The organism is Reyranella sp., assembly GCF_965228225.1.
Lineage (GTDB): Bacteria > Pseudomonadota > Alphaproteobacteria > Reyranellales > Reyranellaceae > Reyranella.
In genome coordinates this window covers 875,739-894,613 of record NZ_OZ245801.1, presented here as the reverse complement: position 1 = coordinate 894,613, position 18,875 = coordinate 875,739, and the positions used below count along the sequence as shown (strand labels likewise).

24 protein-coding genes, 1 pseudogene and 1 other annotated feature are annotated in these 18,875 nt (G+C 68.1%); of the genes and pseudogenes, 15 read left to right on the top strand and 10 right to left on the bottom strand.

Annotated elements, in window-relative coordinates; genetic code table 11:
- The first annotated feature begins 74 nt into the window (after window positions 1-74).
- Window positions 75-130, top strand: a sequence feature (sul1 is cis-regulatory element that is thought to sense ions involved in sulfur or methionine metabolism; They are found in Alphaproteobacteria).
- Window positions 131-211: 81 nt separating this feature from the next.
- From ACO07K_RS04320 to ACO07K_RS04300, 5 genes are all read left to right on the top strand, one after another.
- Entirely contained in the window at window positions 212-1,690 is a 1,479-nt protein-coding gene (locus ACO07K_RS04320; protein WP_422034664.1) for a SulP family inorganic anion transporter, read from the top strand.
- A gap of 73 nt (window positions 1,691-1,763) precedes the next feature.
- On the top strand, window positions 1,764-2,423 hold the full coding sequence (nthA, locus tag ACO07K_RS04315; protein ID WP_422034663.1) for a nitrile hydratase subunit alpha: 660 nt from the start codon (window positions 1,764-1,766) through the stop codon (window positions 2,421-2,423).
- The gene (gene nthB / locus ACO07K_RS04310) at window positions 2,420-3,079 is read left to right on the top strand and encodes a nitrile hydratase subunit beta (RefSeq protein WP_422034662.1); all 660 of its coding nucleotides are present in this window, start codon (window positions 2,420-2,422) and stop codon (window positions 3,077-3,079) included. Before nthA ends, nthB begins: the two co-directional genes overlap by 4 nt.
- The gene (locus tag ACO07K_RS04305; protein WP_422034661.1) at window positions 3,076-3,462 is read left to right on the top strand and encodes a nitrile hydratase accessory protein; all 387 of its coding nucleotides are present in this window, start codon (window positions 3,076-3,078) and stop codon (window positions 3,460-3,462) included. Before nthB ends, ACO07K_RS04305 begins: the two co-directional genes overlap by 4 nt.
- 743 nt (window positions 3,463-4,205) lie before the next feature.
- A complete protein-coding gene (locus ACO07K_RS04300; RefSeq protein ID WP_422034660.1) occupies window positions 4,206-4,481 on the top strand; it encodes a hypothetical protein in 276 nt (91 codons plus the stop codon).
- 171 nt (window positions 4,482-4,652) lie between these two features.
- Here the strand turns inward: ACO07K_RS04300 and ACO07K_RS04295 are convergent, their stop codons facing one another.
- The 3 genes from ACO07K_RS04295 to ACO07K_RS04285 all read right to left on the bottom strand — a co-directional run bounded on the left by ACO07K_RS04295 (window position 4,653) and on the right by ACO07K_RS04285 (window position 6,596).
- On the bottom strand, window positions 4,653-5,243 hold the full coding sequence (locus ACO07K_RS04295; protein ID WP_422034659.1) for a hypothetical protein: 591 nt from the start codon (window positions 5,241-5,243) through the stop codon (window positions 4,653-4,655).
- A 75-nt stretch (window positions 5,244-5,318) separates the two neighbouring features.
- Entirely contained in the window at window positions 5,319-5,822 is a 504-nt protein-coding gene (locus tag ACO07K_RS04290) for a hypothetical protein (protein ID WP_422034658.1), read from the bottom strand.
- 126 nt (window positions 5,823-5,948) lie between these two features.
- Complete coding sequence (locus tag ACO07K_RS04285; RefSeq protein ID WP_422034657.1) at window positions 5,949-6,596, bottom strand: cell envelope biogenesis protein TolA; 648 nt, start codon at window positions 6,594-6,596, stop codon at window positions 5,949-5,951.
- A 194-nt stretch (window positions 6,597-6,790) separates the two neighbouring features.
- Between ACO07K_RS04285 and ACO07K_RS04280 the strand changes: the two genes are divergently transcribed.
- The 3 genes from ACO07K_RS04280 to ACO07K_RS04270 are packed head-to-tail and all read left to right on the top strand — an operon-like array spanning window position 6,791 to window position 8,815.
- Window positions 6,791-7,255 (top strand): Rrf2 family transcriptional regulator, encoded by a 465-nt coding sequence (locus tag ACO07K_RS04280; RefSeq protein ID WP_422034656.1) that lies wholly within the window; start codon window positions 6,791-6,793, stop codon window positions 7,253-7,255.
- Window positions 7,245-8,141 carry an NAD(P)/FAD-dependent oxidoreductase gene (locus tag ACO07K_RS04275; protein ID WP_422034655.1) on the top strand — a complete coding sequence of 299 codons (897 nt, stop codon included), beginning with the start codon at window positions 7,245-7,247 and terminating at the stop codon, window positions 8,139-8,141. Before ACO07K_RS04280 ends, ACO07K_RS04275 begins: the two co-directional genes overlap by 11 nt.
- Window positions 8,142-8,170: 29 nt before the next feature.
- Window positions 8,171-8,815, top strand: coding sequence for a class I SAM-dependent methyltransferase (locus ACO07K_RS04270; RefSeq protein WP_422036628.1), 645 nt, complete (start codon window positions 8,171-8,173; stop codon window positions 8,813-8,815).
- Between the two features lie 9 nt (window positions 8,816-8,824).
- On the opposite strand, the gene ACO07K_RS04265 is transcribed toward ACO07K_RS04270, so the two are convergent.
- Entirely contained in the window at window positions 8,825-9,202 is a 378-nt protein-coding gene (locus tag ACO07K_RS04265; RefSeq protein ID WP_422034654.1) for a response regulator, read from the bottom strand.
- 154 nt (window positions 9,203-9,356) lie between these two features.
- A complete protein-coding gene (locus tag ACO07K_RS04260) occupies window positions 9,357-10,529 on the bottom strand; it encodes a histidine kinase dimerization/phosphoacceptor domain -containing protein (protein ID WP_422034653.1) in 1,173 nt (390 codons plus the stop codon).
- A 209-nt stretch (window positions 10,530-10,738) separates the two neighbouring features.
- On the opposite strand from ACO07K_RS04260, the pseudogene ACO07K_RS04255 reads away from it, so the two are divergent.
- The 3 genes and pseudogenes from ACO07K_RS04255 (at window position 10,739) to ACO07K_RS04245 (ending at window position 12,206) form a co-directional block, all read left to right on the top strand.
- A pseudogene (locus ACO07K_RS04255) lies at window positions 10,739-11,190 on the top strand (Hsp20 family protein).
- Between the two features lie 41 nt (window positions 11,191-11,231).
- Window positions 11,232-11,747, top strand: coding sequence for a response regulator (locus ACO07K_RS04250; RefSeq protein ID WP_422034652.1), 516 nt, complete (start codon window positions 11,232-11,234; stop codon window positions 11,745-11,747).
- Between the two features lie 117 nt (window positions 11,748-11,864).
- Window positions 11,865-12,206 carry a hypothetical protein gene (locus tag ACO07K_RS04245; RefSeq protein WP_422034651.1) on the top strand — a complete coding sequence of 114 codons (342 nt, stop codon included), beginning with the start codon at window positions 11,865-11,867 and terminating at the stop codon, window positions 12,204-12,206.
- Between the two features lie 21 nt (window positions 12,207-12,227).
- Here the strand turns inward: ACO07K_RS04245 and ACO07K_RS04240 are convergent, their stop codons facing one another.
- The 3 genes from ACO07K_RS04240 to ACO07K_RS04230 all read right to left on the bottom strand — a co-directional run bounded on the left by ACO07K_RS04240 (window position 12,228) and on the right by ACO07K_RS04230 (window position 14,091).
- Window positions 12,228-12,929, bottom strand: coding sequence for an SOS response-associated peptidase family protein (locus ACO07K_RS04240; RefSeq protein WP_422034650.1), 702 nt, complete (start codon window positions 12,927-12,929; stop codon window positions 12,228-12,230).
- A gap of 62 nt (window positions 12,930-12,991) precedes the next feature.
- The gene (locus ACO07K_RS04235) at window positions 12,992-13,762 is read right to left on the bottom strand and encodes a YkgJ family cysteine cluster protein (RefSeq protein ID WP_422034649.1); all 771 of its coding nucleotides are present in this window, start codon (window positions 13,760-13,762) and stop codon (window positions 12,992-12,994) included.
- Complete coding sequence (locus ACO07K_RS04230) at window positions 13,759-14,091, bottom strand: hypothetical protein (RefSeq protein ID WP_422034648.1); 333 nt, start codon at window positions 14,089-14,091, stop codon at window positions 13,759-13,761. Before ACO07K_RS04230 ends, ACO07K_RS04235 begins: the two co-directional genes overlap by 4 nt.
- Window positions 14,092-14,411: 320 nt before the next feature.
- Between ACO07K_RS04230 and ACO07K_RS04225 the strand changes: the two genes are divergently transcribed.
- Both ACO07K_RS04225 and ACO07K_RS04220 read left to right on the top strand, forming a co-directional pair.
- Window positions 14,412-15,170, top strand: a complete 759-nt coding sequence (locus ACO07K_RS04225; RefSeq protein ID WP_422034647.1) for a C40 family peptidase — start codon at window positions 14,412-14,414, stop codon at window positions 15,168-15,170.
- 99 nt (window positions 15,171-15,269) lie between these two features.
- Window positions 15,270-15,845, top strand: coding sequence for a hypothetical protein (locus ACO07K_RS04220; RefSeq protein WP_422034646.1), 576 nt, complete (start codon window positions 15,270-15,272; stop codon window positions 15,843-15,845).
- Here ACO07K_RS04220 and ACO07K_RS04215 read toward each other — a convergent pair.
- Together ACO07K_RS04215 and ACO07K_RS04210 are read right to left on the bottom strand one after the other, a co-directional pair.
- A complete protein-coding gene (locus ACO07K_RS04215) occupies window positions 15,832-16,140 on the bottom strand; it encodes a hypothetical protein (RefSeq protein ID WP_422034645.1) in 309 nt (102 codons plus the stop codon). The genes ACO07K_RS04220 and ACO07K_RS04215 overlap by 14 nt on opposite strands.
- Window positions 16,141-16,243: 103 nt before the next feature.
- Window positions 16,244-17,380 (bottom strand): fructose bisphosphate aldolase, encoded by a 1,137-nt coding sequence (locus ACO07K_RS04210; protein WP_422034644.1) that lies wholly within the window; start codon window positions 17,378-17,380, stop codon window positions 16,244-16,246.
- Here ACO07K_RS04210 and ACO07K_RS04205 point away from each other — a divergent pair.
- Together ACO07K_RS04205 and ACO07K_RS04200 are read left to right on the top strand one after the other, a co-directional pair.
- Window positions 17,357-18,232, top strand: a complete 876-nt coding sequence (locus tag ACO07K_RS04205) for a response regulator (RefSeq protein ID WP_422034643.1) — start codon at window positions 17,357-17,359, stop codon at window positions 18,230-18,232. The genes ACO07K_RS04210 and ACO07K_RS04205 overlap by 24 nt on opposite strands.
- A complete protein-coding gene (locus tag ACO07K_RS04200) occupies window positions 18,219-18,848 on the top strand; it encodes a hypothetical protein (protein ID WP_422034642.1) in 630 nt (209 codons plus the stop codon). Before ACO07K_RS04205 ends, ACO07K_RS04200 begins: the two co-directional genes overlap by 14 nt.
- Window positions 18,849-18,875: the final 27 nt, after the last annotated feature.

Sequence of the window (18,875 nt, the reverse complement as noted above, 5' to 3'; positions counted from 1 at the left end):
AGTTGCAGTCGGCGCATCCATGGCACCGGGATTGCATTCAGTGGCCGGGCGTGGTCTACGCACGTTCTCACTCGCATGGACCCGGTGAAACTCCGGGTGGCTATTCCGGCCGCCGATCCGCCGGGCAACTCTCACAGGGAACGCTCCACACGCCCTCCTCGCCCGCAGGCGAGGAAGCTCGCGGACTCCTGTGCCTGTTCAGCGACCTCCAATGTTCAGCAGTTTCAAGTCCCAGTGGTTCGGCAGCCTGGGCCAGGCGCGCCGCGATTTCCTCGCGGGCCTGGTCGTGGCCCTCGCCCTCATCCCCGAAGCCATCGGCTTCTCCATCATCGCCGGGGTCGACCCCCGCGTCGGCCTGTGGGCCTCGGTGGCGATCGCCATCGTGATTTCGCTGCTGGGCGGACGGCCCGGCATGATCTCGGCGGCCACCGCCGCGGTCGCCGTCGTCGTGACGCCGCTGGTGCGCGACCACGGCGTCGACTACCTGTTCGCCGCCACCATCCTGATGGGCCTGATCCAGATCGTGGCGGGCTTCCTGCGCCTCGACCTGCTGATGCAGTTCGTCTCGCGCTCGGTGATCACCGGCTTCGTCAATGCGCTGGCCATCCTGATCTTCATGGCGCAGATCCCGCAGCTGGTCGACGTGTCGTGGCACACCTACGCGATGATCGCCGGTGGCCTCGCCATCATCTACCTGCTGCCCCGCCTCACCACCGCGGTTCCCTCGCCTCTGGTGGCGATCGTCGTCCTGGCGGCACTCAGCATCGGCCTCGATCTGCCGGTCCATACGGTGGGCGACATGGGCAAACTGCCGGAGGCACTGCCAAGCCTCGCCCTGCCGCAGGTGCCGCTCAGCTGGGAGACGCTGCAGATCATCCTGCCCTATTCTCTCACCATGGCGGCGGTCGGCCTGCTCGAATCGATGCTGACGGCGCAGATCGTCGACGACATGACCGATACCGACAGCGACAAGCGCCGGGAGTGCCTGGGCCAGGGCGGCGCCAACATCGCCGCCGCCCTGGTGGGCGGCATGGGTGGCTGCGCCATGATCGGCCAGTCGGTGATCAACGTGACCTCGGGCGGGCGCCTGCGCCTCTCGACCTTCGTCGCGGGCGCAGCGCTGCTGTTTCTGCTCGCGGTGCTGGGGCCGCTGGTCGGGCGCATCCCGATGCCGGCGCTGGTCGCCGTCATGATCATGGTGTCGATCGGCACCTTCAGCTGGAACTCGATCCCCAACCTGCGCCGCCATCCGCCGACCTCGAGTGTGGTGATGATCGTGACGGTCTGCGTCGTCGTCTTCACCCACGACCTGGCGCAGGGCGTGCTGGCCGGCGTGCTGCTCTCCGGTATCTTCTTCGCCGGCAAGGTCCGACGCATGTTCGCGGTCCAACGCAGCGAGAGCGACGACGCGATCACGTACCGCATCAGCGGCGAGATCTTCTTTGCCTCGGTCGACCGCTTCACGCGCGCCTTTCTGCCCGAGCAGGGACGCACCGTGACGATTGACGTGTCGGCGGCGCACTTCTGGGACATTTCCGGCGTCGGCGCGCTCGACAAGATCGTCGCGCGCCTGCGCCGCGACGGCTCGGAGGTGAAGATCATCGGTTACAACGAGGCCAGCGCCGACCTCGTCGACCGGTTCGCCCTGCACGACAAGACCGGCGTCGAGCTGGGGGTCGTGCCGCACTGACGGCGGCGACGGAGCCGTCTGTATCGACGCAGCGCCATGAGGTAGCCTGCGCGCCTCGGAGCGAGGAGGCGCGATGTCGGGCAGTCACGACCATGAGCACGGGCACGGGCACGGGCATCATCATGACCACGAGCACGGATCCGAGCTTTCGGAGATGCAGCTTCGCGTCCGCGCCCTCGAAACCATCCTGACCGAAAAGGGCTATGTCGATCCGGCCGCACTCGATTCGATCATCGAGACCTACGAGACGAAGATCGGGCCGCATATCGGCGCGCAGGTCGTGGCGCGGGCCTGGGTCGATGCGGACTTCAAGGCGGCGCTGATCGCGGACGCCAGCACGGCGATCGCCCGGCTCGGCCTGCAGCAGAAGGTCGGCGACCACCTGATCGCCGTCGAGAACACGCCCGCCACCCACAACATGATCGTCTGCACCCTGTGCTCCTGCTACCCGTGGGACCTGCTGGGCCTGCCGCCGGCCTGGTACAAATCCGCGCCCTACCGCGCCCGCACCGTCAAGGAGCCGCGCAAGGTGCTGGCGGATTTCGGCGTGACGCTGCCGGAGGACACGAAGGTGCGCGTGTGGGACTCGACGGCGGAGACGAGGTTCATCGTGCTGCCGATGCGGCCTGCCGCGACCGAGGGCTGGTCCGAGGAGAAGCTCACCCTCCTCGTCACCCGCGATTCGATGATCGGCACCGGCTTCCCGAAGGCAGCGAACGAGGTCGCGCCATGAACGGCGTGCACGACATGGGCGGCATGGACGGCTTCGGCAAGGTAGCGCCCGATCAGCACGAGGTGCCTTTTCACGCCGACTGGCAGGCGCGCTCCTTCGCGCTCAACCGGGTCATGGGCTCGGCCGGCGAATGGAACATCGACGTCGGGCGCTACTGGATCGAGACGCTGCCGCCCGCGGTCTATCTGTCGTCGTCCTACTACAGGAAATGGTTCCTGCGGCTCGAACGGCTCTGCCTCGACCGCGGCCTCGTATCGGAAGCCGAGCTGGCCAGCGGCCATTCCAGCGGCCCGGGCCGGCCGCTGAAGCGCAAGCCGCTGTCGGGCCCGCGGGCCGGCGCCGCCGTGTGCCGCCCCAACCACGACCAGCCGCCGCGGGCGCCCGCCCTGTTTGCGGTCGGCCAGAAGGTGCGCGCGCGCAACATCCATCCCCGCTCCCACACGCGCCTGCCCCGCTTCGCGCGCGGCCATCTCGGCACCATCGAGCGCGTCCAGGGGTGCCACACCTTTCCCGATGCCATGGTCGAGTCCGGCGTCGCGCGCGGCGAATGGCTCTACACGGTGGTATTCGACGGCGGGGAACTGTGGGGCCCCGACGCAGAGGCGGGCGCCACCGTCTCCATCGAAGCGTTCGAGCCATATCTGGAGCCGGCATGACGACGGAGAATCCCGGTTCGGTCCGCGCGGTGCTGGCGACGGTGCCCGGGATCCCCTGCGAGGGCGAGGCGCCGGTCTTCGCCGAGCCGTGGCAGGCGCAGGCCTTCGCGATGGCCCTCAGCCTGCAGCAGCGCGGCGTCTTCACATGGAATGAATGGGCCGAAGAACTCGGCCTTCAGATAAAGTCGGCGGTCGCAGAAGGCGATCCCGACGACGGCACGACTTATTACCGTCACTGGCTTGCCACGCTGGAACGGCTTATCTCCCGCAAGGGCATCGCCTCGTCGGAGACCCTGCAGCGCTACTATCAGGCCTGGGACCACGCCGCGGATCGCACGCCGCACGGACAGACGATCGAACTGACCCCGGCCGACTTCGGGTAAGCGACAAAGCCCGATTGCTGTGCAGGGATTGGGCAATCGGTGACCAATATGGTCTCCGGCGGCCCTGGATCGATGCATTGAATCCCGGGCCTCTCGAAGTCGGGAAATGAGTGCAAAAAGTTGCAGATACACTTGCTCTGAACGGCACCAGTGAGCGTCCGGAATTCTTCCGTAAACCGCACCATATTGGTAACGATCCAAAGGTCTGCCTAAGTCTTTAAGTGGTCGGGATGCCCCGACTTGCGCTACACGTTTCCAAGGAAGCACCTGATAGCGAGACTTTCCCGGTAGCACGGCAAAGATGCGACGATCCCAGGCGGCGCCATCGAGGCCAACCCATTCCGGCATCACAGCAAGCCTGTTCATCATTTTGAGACGAACTTTGGGGACAATAGGGTGATGACAGAGGAAGATACGAAACCAGAGGGACAACTCGTTCGGGAAATCAGATTGGCGTTCGCTCGCGGGGATTGGGATGAGGTGTCGAGCCTTTACGAGCGCATTTCGGGCATGAAGACCGATCGTGCCGTGCGCCTCGAGGCTACGTGCCTGGCAGTACGCGCGCTCGCGGCCGTCAACCAGCGCTCCGCGGCCCGACATTTGCTAAAGACTGTTGCGAAGAATGAATACAGGAGGCCAACTCATTATGAATTCTTGGCACGCGCTCATTTGGACCTTAAACAATACCAGGGTGCCAGTGAGGCCTGCGGGCGGGCGGAAGAGCTACGCCTTGCGGAGATGAAATGAGCAAGAAGCCGCGCTTCAGCGTCACACGTCTATTCAAGCGGGTCTCTGATACAAGCCCCGCCGAGGTAGCCGTTGAGCCGAAGAAAGACGCTGCCGTAGAATTGAGCGAAGAAACTGAAGTGGAGATGAAGATGGCAAAAGACAAGAAGCCTGTGGATATCGCCGCACTGCGCGCCGAGGTCGAACTGCTGGAGCTGCGCGTTCGCAAGGCCCAGGCCCGTGAATGGCTCAAGAACCACCGGGCTGCAGCGGCGGAGAGCGCGTCCAAGTAGGACCGTCTCCCTTCGCTTCGAATCGGGCGCTGCCGGCTCCACGCCGGCGGCGCCCTTTTCGTTTGTGCGCGTGGCCGCTGCAGGGCGGCGTGAGGCAACTTGACCTCATATGCGAAAGCCCCGCCGTGCGACGGGCGGGGCTTCGGGCGTGATCCTGCAGGCGTTCCTCGCCTACAGCAGTTCCTTGCGGGCCATCTCGGCGCGCGAGGCGCCGATGGCGGTCTTCACGTCCTTCTGCTCTTCCGGCGGCGGCAGCACCGCCTTCATGCCGAGCGAGGCGATCGCCAGTTCGCGGCACCATCCCTTGGAATGGTAGAGGTGCTCGTCCTCCTCGTCCTCGACCTCGTCGAGCGCCGCCTGGATCGCTTTCTTCTCGGCGCCGCGCGCCGCCTCGGCGTAGAGGCTGAGCAGCTCCCAGTTCGAATGGTCCTTGGTCTCGGCGTGGACCACGCACTCGCAGGCCACGATCTCCGCCGCTTCCGGCGGCGCCGTGCCCTTGGCGAGCTTCATCGCGGCCACGAGCGAGCCGCCGATGTGCCGCACGACCTCGCGGCCGGGCGTCTCCGCCGGCGGGACGCCGAGGTCCGACATCAACGTCGTCACGATCTCGACGTGCCGCGTCGTCTGTTCGAGATACTTTTCCCACTCTTCCTTCAGCTCGGCATTGAGCGCGCAGCTCAGGGCCGTCTCATAGACCTTGACCCCGCCCAGCTCGGTTTCGAGCATCTGCTGCAGAAGTTCGTTGCGCTGTTCGATGTTCATCTGACGCCTCCATCCTGGCTTGTGGCGGCGTAATGGCTCAATCGTCCCGACGTTGCATGGCATCGACGATGGATGTCAGGGCACGCGCGTCATCGACTTGAACAGCGCCGCGGCCTGCTCCTCCAGCGACATGCGCTGCAGCCGCGACTTTGCCTCGACGACCCGGTCCGGTCGCGGGACGATCACTTCGTCCGGCTGCCTCGTCGCGAGCGGGGCGGCAGCCCCCTGCTTCAGCAGCTGCCGCAGCGTCCGCTCGTCGGCCACCAGGCTGCGCGCACTCGCCCAGCCCGGTACGCCCTCGACCGGCTCGGCGCCGATCTCCTGCGCGAGTGCGTCCGCCATGGCGGCAGACTCGAACACGCATTCTATGATCGTGGGACCGGTCGCGAAGGAGCGACGCAGGGCGAACCGCTCGGAGTCCAGCTTCGCGCGGATGAGCCGGAGGACCCTCTTCTCGGCGGTCGACGCCGCCGGTGACGACGCGTCGGCCGTCGCGAGACGGATCCGGACGCCGTGCGGCTCCGGCACGGCCTGGAAGAAGGCCGACCAGTCGAGCCGCCGGCCGCGGATGCCGCTCATCGGCAGCCCCTCGGCGAACGATGTGTGGATACAGCTGATGATGTGGACGGTACGGGCCCGCGCATCCTTTCCCCCTTTTTGAGCCGACCGGAAAAACGCAAGTCCGCACAAAAGGTTGCGGCCGGATCAGACCGCCCGCAGGTGACGCGGCACGCCTGCCTGGCGCAGCGCCTCTTCCAGCTTCTCCCGCTCGCGCCGCCAGCGCCCGGTTTCGCGATCGGCCTTCGAGTCCAGCGCCGCGCGCTCCTTCTCGATCTCCGCGACGAGAGCCGCGTGTCGCGCCTCGGCCTTCTCGAGCGCCATCGTCGCGGCGGCAAGGGCGCGCTCCCGCCGCGCCGCTTCCCTGCGGCGGGCGGCGGCCTCCTGCCGCTCCTGCCGTTCGCGCCGCTCGCGTTGCCGCTCGAAGGCCAGCGCGGCCGCGCGCTCCTCCTTGCGGTTCGGCGGTTGTTCGGCGACGGGCTTGCGCTGCGGGCGGGCGGGCGTGCGCGGGGCAGGTCCGGGCGTCTTCGCAGCCCGGGCGTCGAACGGCGCCTCCGACGCCTCGGCCTCCTCCTGGAAAGGCTGGTCGGTGCCGACCGGCCGCCGCAACACGAGGCCGGGCCGCGCCATCGTGGCCTTCACGATCGCCGGATCTTCGGTCTGTTGCGCAAAGCCCTGGTGAAACAGATTGGCCCCGGCGCCCCAGGCCTCGAGCGCCGCCTTCATCGACGGCGCCGACACCGCGAGATCGAAGAAGCCCGCCGAGGTCGTGAAGGCCTTGAGCTTCCGCGCCATCCTTCCGCTCCCTCCCCCGAAGCCGCAGAAACGCTTCGGGGTCGCCGCCGGTTGCCCGTGAGGTACCATGTTACCGGCGCCGCGAGGTGCGACATCCCTTTCGACTGTTTCGTTTATTTCGTTCATTTCGTTTATTCCCCGGGCATTGCGAGAAAGGCTTGAAACCGGAGACGACTCGCAACATATGATGTTGCATGAGAAGAGACAGCCGACTTTCGGGCGTGCTCCACGTCCTGCTGCACATGGCGGAGCACCCGGCTCCGATGACCTCGGAGACGCTGGCGCGCGCCATGGGCACCAATCCGGTGGTGATCCGTCGCCTCATGGCGGGCTTGCGCGAGCGCGGCTTCGTGCAATCGGGAAAAGGCCATGGCGGCGGCTGGACGATCGCGTGCGATCTCGCCGCGGTCAGCTTGCGCGACGTCTATGAAGCGCTCGGCCGGCCCGCGTTGCTGGCCATGGGCAACCGCACCGAGGCGCCGGGCTGCCTCGTCGAGCAGGCGGTGAACGCCGCCCTCGGCGACGCCTTCGACCAGGCCGAAGCGCTGCTCCTGCGCCGCTTCGGCGACCTCACGCTCGCCGCGCTGAGTGCCGACTTTCACGAACGCCTCGCCGGGCGCGGCGGATCGACAGACCTGGAGAAGAACCATGCAGCATGACGCCGTCATCGTCGGAGGCGCCTTCGCCGGGCTCGCCGCCGCTACCTACCTCGCGCGCGCGCGCCGCCGCGTGTGCGTCATCGATGCGGGCCAGCCGCGCAACCGGTACGCGGCGGCCTCGCACGGCTTCCTGGGGTCGGACGGCAGCGAACCGTCGTCGATCCTGGCGCGCGCGCGCGCGCAGCTCGCGGCCTATCCCGGCGTGACCTTGGTCGAGGGCGAAGCCTCGGGTGCCCGCGTGCGCGACGGAGGATTCACCGTCTTGCTGGCCAGCGGCGAGGAGATTGCCGCGCACAAGGCGATCCTCGCCTTCGGACTGCGCGACACGCTGGAGCCGATCCCGGGTCTCGCGGAACGCTGGGGCCATACGGTGCTGCATTGTCCCTACTGCCACGGCTTCGAATTCAGCGACCGGCCGCTCGGCGTGCTGTTTCGGACGCCGATGTCGGTGCACCAGGCCTGCCTGGTCGCCGAATGGGGGCTGACGACCCTGTTCCTGAACGGCGCCGACCTCGCGCCCGACAGTGCGGGAATGCTCGCGCGACACGGCGTGTCGGTCGAACAGGGCCGGCTGACGCGGCTGGTGGGCGAAGGCAGCGCCCTGTCCGGCGTGGCGTTCGAGGATGGCCCCGTGCGTGCGCTCGCCGCGCTCTACGTGGCGCCGCAGTCCTGCCTGGCCAGCCCGATTGCCGAACAACTCGGCGTCGCGATCGATGAAGGGCCGATGGGTCCGATCGTTCGCACCGACGGCGACAGAATGACCAGCGTGCCCGGCCTCTACGCCGCCGGAGACATCGCTCGCGCGCCGCACAGCGTGAGCTGGGCGGTGGCCGACGGCGTCACCGCCGGCACGTCACTCCACCGCGCGCTCGTGTTCGGCGGTTGAACACGGCGCACCCGTTCGCCGACCCGGCCATGATCGCGGACTATGTCGCGGCCACGCCGCGCAAGGTGCCCGGCTTCGCCGACCTGCATCGCATGGCCATGCTCCTGCTGGCGGAGCGTGCTCCCGCGGCGGCGGACATCCTGGTCGTCGGCGCCGGGGGCGGCCTCGAACTGAAGGCCTTCGCCGAGGCGCAGCCGGACTGGCGTTTCGTCGGCATCGATCCTTCGGCCGCAATGCTCGACCTGGCGCGCCGCGTGCTCGGCCCGCTGGGCGCGCGCGTCGATCTCCGACGGGGCTTCATCGACGGCGCGCCGCCGGGACCGTTCGACGGCGCGACCTGCCTGCTCACCCTGCACTTCCTGCCGCGGCAAGAGCGCCTGCACACGCTGCGGGAAATCCATCGGCGCCTGAAACCCGGCGCGCCGCTGGTCGTCGCCCATCACAGTGTCCCGAATGGCGACGAGGCAATCGCGTGGCTCGCGCGATCGGCGGCCTTCGCGGGCGGACCGGACGCCGACGTCGAACGGGCGCGGATTTCGGCTGCGAAGATGGCGGCGCACCTGCCGCTCCTGTCCGCCGACGACGAGGTGGCTGTCCTGCGTGAAGCGGGCTTCGCCGACCCGGCTCTCTTCTACGCCGGCTTCTCGTTCCGGGGCTGGATCTCGCGCGCCTGATCCCGGGCCTCACCCGCCCGGTGTGTTGCTCGCGTTCAGGAGCTGCGAAACCGCGGTGATGATCTGCGACGCGGCGAAGGGTTTGGGAACCAGGATGCTGTTGGGCACGCCGAGAACGGGCCAGTCGTTGCTTTCCGAGCCGGTCATGTAGACCACCGGCATTTCGGGCTTCAGCTCGCGCGCATGCCGGGCCACGTCCCACCCGGTGGTACTGGATCCGAGCTTGATGTCGGTGACGAGCGCACGCACCTCCTCGCCATGGGCATCGAGCGCGGCCAGCGCCTCTGCGGCCGTCGCCGCGAGGAGCACATCGTAGCCGCCATCCTCGAACGAATCCTTCAACACGTCGCCGATTTCCGTTTGATCCTCGGCGATCAGCACCAGCACCGATGTCTTTTCCAACGCTCACCCCCCCAAGCCGCGATCCGGAAACGTCCAGACTCCTTCGGCTTCCCGAACGAGACGGGTCAACGACTTGTCCGATGGGTTAGTTCCCGTACCGACGAGGCGGAAAGCCGAAACGCCGCACCTCGGCGCGCGCTCAGCTGATGATCGGGAAGGTGATCGACGTCGATGTCCCCTTCTTCGAGCTTTCCATCATCACCTGGCCGCCGATCTGGCGCGCCAGCGAGTCGATGAGCTTGAGACCCGAGCCGCTGGACGGCCGGTGCTCGAACCCATGACCGTCGTCGGCGATGGTCAGCCGGCCCTCGCCGAAGCCGATGCCTGCCTGGAGCCTGACCACGATGCGGCCGCCCTTCTCGGCGAAGGCATGCTTGGCGCTGTTGGTCGCCGCCTCGTTAAGGATAAGTCCGAGCGGCACCGCGCGCTCGATCGAGAGTTCGATCTCGTCGGCGTCGATCTCCATCGTGACATTCTCCACCTGCTGCTCGATCGAGGCGCACAACGCGCGCAGATAGCCCGCGACATCGACGGCCTGGGCATCCTGGCGCGGCGCCAGCTGGTCGTGGGCCAGCGAGATCGCGTTGATGCGGTTGGCGATGTGATCGAGGGCGCGCAGCCCCTCCCCTTCCTTGAAGCGCCGCTTCTGCAGGCTGATGGAGGCGAGGATGAGCTGGAAATTGTTCTTCACCCGGTGCTGTAGCTCGCGCAGCAGCACCTCCCGCCGCTGCGCTTCCGCCGCCGCTTCCGCCAGCGCCGCCGCCTCGCCGCGCGCCGTCGTGTGGCTGCGGACGGTGGAGGCGATGATCGCCGCCGCGGCGATCATGAACTCCACGGTATCCGCAGTGAAATCGCGCGGCGTCGTGCTGTCCACCTCGAGCACGCCCCAGGCGGCGCCGTCGGTCAGAATCGGCACGTTCGCCAGGGAGACGATGCCATGCTCCTTCAGCACTTCGGAAACGACGAAGTCCGGTGTTTTCGTGAAGTCCGCAATACAGACCGGTTCAGCCGTCCGGTAGGAGCGGCCCGGCGGCGAGCGCAAATCCGACGAGAACGTCGCCGAGCGGACGAGGCCTTCCTTCCAGCCGGTTCCGGCCACCATCAGCAGATCGGCCGTGGACGGACGATAACGCAGCACCTTGACGTGGTGGATCTCGACCGCCCGCCCGACCTGGACGACCGCATGGTCGAGAAACCGCTCCGGCGTGGAATCATGGCCCGCGAGTCGGCCCAGCTCGACCAGGATGCGGATATGGCGGCGGAGCTTCTCGACGTCGGCCTCTGCCGTCGCCGCGGATGATTTGTCGGGCATGGCCATTGAACGCCCGAAGCCTGCAAAGGTGCCGGGCCTCCAGGTGCTGCCGCGCGGCGGCAATTGTGCGGATTTTTTTCGGAAGGCCCCTTGAAGCCCGCACGGACTTTTCTAGATCGATCCGTTGCCGGTTCCAGGGAACCGGCCCCGCAGAATCGGCCGCCTCCCGGGGGGCCGGGTCGCAACCATCGCTCAACGGAGGATGCTTCATGCGCAACACCATCGATTTCGCCCCATTCTATCGCGGCACCGTCGGCTTCGACCGGGTCTCGATCTGCTCGACTCGGTGGCCAGCCGCACGGGCACGAACGGCTACCCGCCCTACGACATCGAGAAGACCGGCGACGATTCCTACCGGATCGTCATGGCGGTCGCCGGTTTCACCGAGGCCGAGCTCAACCTCGTGCAGAAGGAGAACGAGCTCCTGATCGCCGGCAAGTCGGCCGGCGGCGACGACAGCCGCGAGTACCTCTATCGCGGCATCGCCGCCCGCGACTTCGAGCGCACTTTCCAGCTCGCCGATCATGTCAGGGTCGTGGGCGCGCGCCTGGCCAACGGCCTGCTGACGGTCGACCTGCGCCGCGAGGTGCCGGAGGAGAAGAAGCCGCGCGTCATCGCGATCGAAAAGGCGGCCCCCAAGGCCTCGATCGCCCGGCAGTAGCGTCCGCCCCTTCCATCGTTTGGTTCAACAGGAGGACAGGCATGACTGGCTCAGCTGCTTCCACGAACACCCAGTGGAAGCCTGTTCATTCTCCCACCCGAGCGGCTCCGCCGCCTCACCTAGCGGCCGAAACGCCACGCGCGCGGATCCTCGTGGTCGAGGATCAGGCGATCGTGGCGCTCGACCTGCAGCGGACCCTGCGCGAGGCGGGTTATCGCGTCGTCGGGCCGGCCACCAGCCTGCCGGCCGTCGAGGGACTGCTGGCGCGCGGCAGGGTCGATGCCGCCATCGTCGATGCCGATGCCGGGCGGCTGGCGTTCGTCATGGCCGACCGGCTGGCCGATGCCGGCGTGCCGGTGCTGTTCCTGGCGGCTGGCACGAACCCGCTGCCTGCCCGCCACGTCGGCGCGCCGATCCTGGAGAAGCCCTTCTCCCGGCCGCGCCTGCTCGAGGCGCTGGAGCACGTGCTGGCCGCCCCGCGGCTCGCCGACGAGGAATTGCCCTACGCCATCTCCCCGCCGCCGGTGAGCTGGCCGCGCGTCTTTCCACAACTCTGACGCAAAATTGCGAAACGGGGCGGCGAAGGATCGGGATCCTTTGCCGCCCGCCTGCATTATCGTTACGACATGCAATTGCCGCGATTCATCTCGACGATGATGCAGGGAGAAAAATGAATGGCTGACGAACGGACCCAGCGGCTTGTGCAGTCTCGCCATTACTGCATCGATCGGCTTGCCGAGGTGAAGGAAGACCTGTCCCGGCTTCAGGCGGAAGGTCTGACCCTGAAGACGAAGCTGGAAGCCTCGGACGACGAAGTCGAGGCAGGGCAGATTCGGCGCCGTCGCCGGTTCCTCAGCCGGCGGCTCGACGAATTGAAAGCCGAGCGTACGGCGCTTTCGGAAGAGCTCCAGACGTCGACCCTGCAGCTGAACACCGCGGACCAGAAGCCGTCGGACGAATGGCGGCCGGTCGTGATGCGTGCCCCTCCGATCGCCTCGCCCCCCTCCGACCAGTAGAACCGCCTCGCGGCGTCACCATCATCGCGGCGGCGTGCGCGGCTTCCTGGGCTCGGGCGCGGAGGTCCAGTCGACGCCCTCCATCGTCTTCAGCAGAGCCTTGGCCGATGCGGGCGGCGCGCCGTCCTCGCCGAGCCAGGTGACCCAAGCCTCGTCGTCGAGGATCGCGGGCATGCGTGGATCTTCCTCGCCACTCTTGATCGTGCGCCGGATCAGCTCGTTTGCCGGCACGGTCGCCATCACGCAGAACAGCAGCGGCGCCGGCTGGCCCTCGATCGCGTAGCGCCGCCACACGAAGGCGAAGCCTCGCGGCTGCCCGTCCCGCGGATCGATCGTCCACTGCCGCGTCTCGCTGCGGCCCGAAGCCTTCATCACTTCCTCGCCTTCGTTGAAGGTGCGGAAGACGACGATGCCGCGCTGCCCGGCCCGGAAGGGCGTGCGGAACGGCTCCTTGGCGTCGATCGTCTCCGACCGCGCATGGATCGGCCGCGGCCGCCGCCAGTCCCGCGGGTCGGGAAAGCCCCAGCGCATGGGCACGACGCGCCGGGCGCGCGCCTCGGCGTCCCACACGATCACCGGCACCGCGGCACCGACCCGGTAGGTGACGATGGCCTCCTCGCCGCCCTCGCTTCCGCCGCCCTCGCCACCGGCGCTTCCCGTCAGCGGATGGGAGAAGGCGACGACCTCGCGCCAGGAGGCCTGAGCCGTGAACTTGCCGCACATCGATGGACCGTAGCATCGCCTGCGACGACCGCACCATCTCACGATCCGGGATTCGCCCGCCTCTACGTCTGCAGTCTCGAAAACACGTCGCGCAGCATGTCGGCTGCGGCGCGTGTGGACGCGGGCGGCGGCACCTCGTCGGCATAGGCCAGGGCGTAGACCAGGGGCATCCAGGTCGCGCCCGTCTCCTCGGCGTCGGCCAGCAGCAGCGCCCGCGACGGGCGCGCGGGCAGCGCCACCATGTCGATGGTCTCGGGCGACGGCGCGGCGCAGCGGGCGGCGGGCGAGGTGACGAGATATTGCCGGCAGACCAGCGGCCGGTCGGAATGGATCGAGCAGGCCTCATCCTCGAGGAACGGGCAGGCCACGCCGCGCTCGAAATAGCGCAGGCCGAGATCGGGCGCGGCCTCACCCGTCACGTCGCGCGCGGCGTCGATCTCGGCAATGACTCCGCCGGCATGCAGCGTCTGCAGCGCATCGTCGAAGCGCCGGCGGATCTCGCCGCGCCGCGGTTCCGGCAGGGCGGCGACGAGGGCCGCGAGCGCGCGGGCCTCGGCCTGGGAGACCGGGACGAGCTGCCGGCAGCAGGCGCCGCAGCCGGCGCGGCAGGAGACGGTGCGCCCCGCCGCCTCGGCCGCCGCGACGCCGCGTTCGACCACGAGATCGGCGAGCCCGTGCAGGATCGGCAGGAGCTCCTGGAAGCCGACCGCGCCCGCCGGCACCCCCAGTTCGAGCGTAACCGGCTCGTCGCCCAGTACCAGCACGACGCGGCCGACGACCAGGGCCTCGCGCGCCGGATCGCCGGCCAGGAGCTGCAGCGTGGCTTCGCTCACTTCCGCGGGGTGGCGGGCGCCGCGGTGGCCGGCGCGGGTGTCGCGGTCGACGGCAGCGTGGTGGCGGGTCCGCGCGTGGCGGCGGCCGCCTTGTCGGTGCGGCAATACTTGTCGCCCTTGAACTCGACCAGCGTGCCCTTGCCGGCGACGCAGCCCCTGGCGGCGGCGGCGTCGGCATTGTCGAATTTCTGGTAATTGAACGCGTTGGAGATGCCATCGATCTTCAGGAAGAAGTCGACGCTCGTGTCCGCCGCCTGTGCCGGCACGACCACGGTCCCCAGGTCGAACGCGGCCATTCCCAGCACGATGAGACCCACTTGCTTGCGCATGATCGCTTCCCCCTGACAGCCCGCCCCCATCGGCCGGACTGTTGGGAATGTTGCACGCGACATGAGGCGCGGCACGTCGGAATCACGGCGGTTGCAAGATTCCCGTGCACCGGCAATGCGGCCCCCGATATGGGCTTTCCGCACGCCACCAAACCATTCACAGGCCGCGCGGAATGGCGGATAATCGTTATAATTCAATGCATTAACCGCTGATTTTTACTGTGGCAAAATTACAACATTTGTTGGACGGACCGCCTTCCGTCGGCCATTATCCCTGAGGCCGCAGGCCGCCACCTTTGGTTCCACACGGAGAAAAGATAATGGCGTTGAAAGCCGGTCACCCGCTCCCGTCCCGCATCCGTCTCCTCTCCCGGGCCACCGCCTGGTCGATGGCGGTGCTGGCCACCGTGGCTCTCTTCGGAACGACCGCCGTCGTTTCGCCCGCGATGGCCCAGGCAAAGGTCCCGGCCAAGTCCAAGCTCAAGCCCGCCGCCAAGACCGTGAAGGCGGCCCCGACCGATCCGAGCGACCGGATGGCGGACGAGTTGAACGCCAAGTGGCAGCAGCAGAACGGCGCTTTCGCCGGCTTCAATTCCGCGGCGCCCGCCACTGCCGCCGGCGCTGCCGCCGCGACGGTAACCCCGGCCGCTTTCTCGACCGGCCCCGCCGCAGCCGCGGCCGCCACCAGCCCGGGCAACGGCGAATGGGGCGACCGGCTTGTATCGCGCGCGATGAACTATCTCGGCACGCCCTATCGCTACGGCGGCACCTCGCCCAAGACCGGCTTCGACTGCAGCGGCTTCGTCTACTATCTCTACGGCGCGGTCTTCGGCCAGCAGATCCCTCGCATGCCGCACGACATGGTCCGCGAGGCCGCGCCGGTGGCACGCGGCGACCTGCAGAAGGGCGACCTCGTGATGTTCGGCTATCGCGGCACCATCACCCATGTCGGCATCTACAGCGGCAACGGCCAGTTCGTGCACGCCACCCATCGCGGCTCACCGGTCATGGTGACCTCGCTCGACGCCGACTACTACAACACCCGCTACCTCAAGGCGGTCCGGCTCACGCCGCAGTAGGTTTGCGAAACGCCTCGCCCGCGAGAGATTGTCCGGCGGGCGAACCGATGGAATAGTCTGCGGCGATATTCGATCGCACCGTCGGATCCGCCCTCTCGCATGCACATCGACCTCGAAATCGATCACGACCGGCGACTGGTCATCGCCCGGGCGCAGGGCGCGCTGCAGCTTCCCGACATCACCGGCTATTTCGCGCGGCTCGTCTTCGACCAGACCCTGGGCTACGCCAAGATCTTCGACGGACGCAAGGCCTGGCTCGACCTCGCCGACCACCATGTCGGATTGTTGAAGGGTCATGTGCGCGCGATGGGCAGCCGCGGACCGCGCGGGCCGGTGGCGATCGTCGCGACGACGCCGCGCGGCATCGACGGCGCCCGTCTGTTCATGCAGATGCCGGCCGCCGACCGTACGGCGCAGCTGTTCGAGTCGATCGACGCGGCGCGCAACTGGCTCGGCCCGCAGGGCGAGGCGCCGGTCGAGCCCGCGCCCGCGCTCAGCCGCCTCGTCGCACGCCCCCTCCTCACCGCGTCGGGTGCACGCGAGCGCGCCGGCAAGGCGCGCAGGCTGGCCTGGGAGATGTCGACGATCGAGGATCGCGACCGGCTGCTCGATTATGCGCGGGAACTCGACGAGCAGGCGGCGCTGCTCGAGGGAAGCATCGCTAGGTCAGCATGAGCGCCTTGCGCACGCGCTCCGCGACCGCCGGCGAAAACTCGAATTCCTGCTGGGAGGCCCAGCCCAGGTAGCGGCGGACCGGCTTTGCGCCCAGCACTTCGGTGAGGCGCAGCGCGTCGTTCTCCTCCTCGAAGGCGGCCTGCACCAGCAGGCGGCCGCGGTCGCGTCCGACGCGGATCGCCCAGTCCCCCTTCATCCGCAGCGCCACGACGAGACGCGCCAGCAGCTTGGGCCGTTCGACCCGGTCGGGTTCGTGCTCGCCGGTCACGAGATGGCAGCCGGGATGCCAGCGCATGAGCCGGTCCCATGGCACCGGCTTGCCGCCGGACGATCCCCGACCAACCGCTCGCGCCTTCGCCCTCGCCCTGACTGCCGCCATTCTCGGTTGCCCTCGCCCATCACGTCTTGACCGACGCTTTGTGGATCGCCGCGATCGAACGCTCAAGGGCGGCGTCGAATTCGGGATCGCTCATCGTGACCTTCAGCCCCTCGGTCAGGGCGCGCGAGAAGCTCGCGATCATGCCCGGCGTCGCGGCGAGACGGCGGCAGGCCTCGTCGCGCGAATAGCCGCCCGACAAAGCGAGCAGGCGCGCGACGCCCCGGTGCTCCAGCAGATCGACGTACAGGCCTGGATCGGTGGGCAGGGTCAGTTTGAGGATGACCTGCTCGTCTCCTGGAAGATCGTCGAGACGGCGCCGCAGTTCCGCGCGCAACATCCGCTCCGCGGCCTCCTTGTCGGGACTGTCGATCAGCACCTCGGGTTCGACGATCGGCATCAGCCCGTGGCGCGAGATCCGCGCCGCGATCTCGAACTGCTGGTCGACCGCCGCCGCGATGCCGTTGCGCGACGCCTGCCGGATCGTCGAGCGCATCTTGGTGCCGAAGACGCCGAGCCGCGCCGCCTCCGCAAGCCGCGGCCCAAGACCGGACATCTCCTTCATCAGGCTGACGCCGTCCTTTTCCGGCTGCAGCCCCTCGTCGACCTTGAGGAAGGGAACGACGCCGCGGCGCCACAGGAATGAAGGCACCGGCACGCCGTCCACCTCACCGTGCATCGTGCGCTCGAAGAGGATGGCGCCCACCACGCGCTCGCCGGTAAACGACGGCGCGGTCATGATTCGTACCCGCATCTCGTGCATCAGCGCGAACATCTGCGTCTCATTCGCAAAAGCATCCGCGGCAATGCCGTACTGCGCCAACGCCTTGGGCGTCGAGCCGCCGCTCTGGTCGAGCGCCGCAAAGAAGCCGGCGCCGCCGATGATTCGCTCGCGCATCTCCTCGCGCATGGTCGTACCGTCGTTGTTGTCATTGGTTTTCATCGCCGCGCAACGCACGCGCCGCCGACCGGCTTCATCGCGATGAAATTTTTCGAGCGATGGTTGCGCGCCCGTCACGAGATGGTCACTATTCGGTGAAGGAACACACCAAGAGGAAACCGATAGTAGCGCTTGGACGTAGCGATGGTTGCGGGGCTTTTCAGGAGCTCTGCTCTTCAACCCGGGGGGTGGTACATGTTCAGTATCGGGTTCGATCATCTCAAGCAGCTCATGGTGGACAGCCTGCCCGATTGCGGGCTCGTCCTCCTCGACACCGAGGGGAAGGTGTTGAGCTGGAACGAAGGCGCGAAAGGACTGCTGGGCTACGAGGAGGCCGACGCCGTCGGCCAGCCCTTTGCCCGCATCGTCCCGCCTGAGGCCCTCGACCCGGCCGGCGCGCCGCCGGCCCTGGCCAAGGCCCGGCGGCATGGCCGCCACGAGGAGATCTGCCAGCGCACGCGCAGCGACGGCACCGGTCTCGAACTGCGCGAGATCGTCATCCCGCTGCGCGACCCGCAACATAATCTGGTGGCCTTCGGCCTCATGATGCAGTCGCTCGCCGCACACGGCCCGAGCAGCAGCACGAGGGCGGCACATGCGACGCCGCACCCGTCCCGCCGGAAAGCGCGAGTGCTGGTCGTCGATGACGAGGACATCGTTCGCGCCGTCACGTCGAACATGCTGGACGATCTCGGCTACGAGGTGTTCGAGGCCGCGAGCGGCGCCGAGGCACTCGACATCCTCTCCCGCGACGAAAGCATCGACCTGCTCTTCGCCGACGTGATCATGCCCGGCATGGGCGGCCGCGAACTCGCCGAAAAGGCGCAGGCGATGCGACCGGACCTCAAGCTGGTCTTCGCCTCGGGTTACTTCCCGCACGCATTGCGGGAGAAGGGCAATCTCGCCCCCGGCACCGACGTGCTGGTGAAGCCCTACCGCCGGCGCGACCTCGCCCGCGTGATGAGCCGGGTCCTCGCCCAAGACGTGCCCGAGCTGGAGGAAAGTTCCTGGCCGCATGCGCCCGTTACGCCGTCCCGCGATTACGCCGGGGCCGGCCATGCGTGGCTCTGACCTCCTGCTCGCAGCCTGGCTCACCGTCTCGCTGCTGGGTGCCGTGGTCGTGCCGCGCGCGGAGGCCATGACCTTCTCGACGGTGACGCGGGCCGACGGGCTGCGGATCGTGCGGGCCGAAGGACCGGTGGCCAATGGCGATGCCGAGCGGCTGAGGGTGGCGCTGCGGACGGCCGATCGCGACCCTGCAGGCTTCAAGATCATGGCGCTCGACAGTCCCGGCGGGGCGATCGTCGAGGCCTTCGCCATGGTCGACGTCATGGACCGCGAAAAGGTCGCCACGGTCGTTCAGCCGGGCGCGACCTGCGCCTCGGCCTGCGCGCAGGTCCTGTTCCTGTCCGGCGGACACCGCACCATCGAGGGTGACGGCCGGCTCGGCCTGCATGCCTGCCACACCGCCGGCGACCGCAGCCGATCGGTGGCCTGCAACGAGTTGATCGCTCAGAACGCGACGGCCCGCGGAACGCCCTATGGTTCGATCATGGTGTTCCTGCACCTGACCGGCCCGACGCAGATGAGGTGGATGGGGCGCGAAGAGGCCCACTATCTCGGCTTCATCCGCAAGCCGCCGGAGGTCGCCCCATCGCGAGACCTGCAGGTCCGGGCCAGCCTGTGATCCTCGGGCACCATCCTGCGCCCTCGT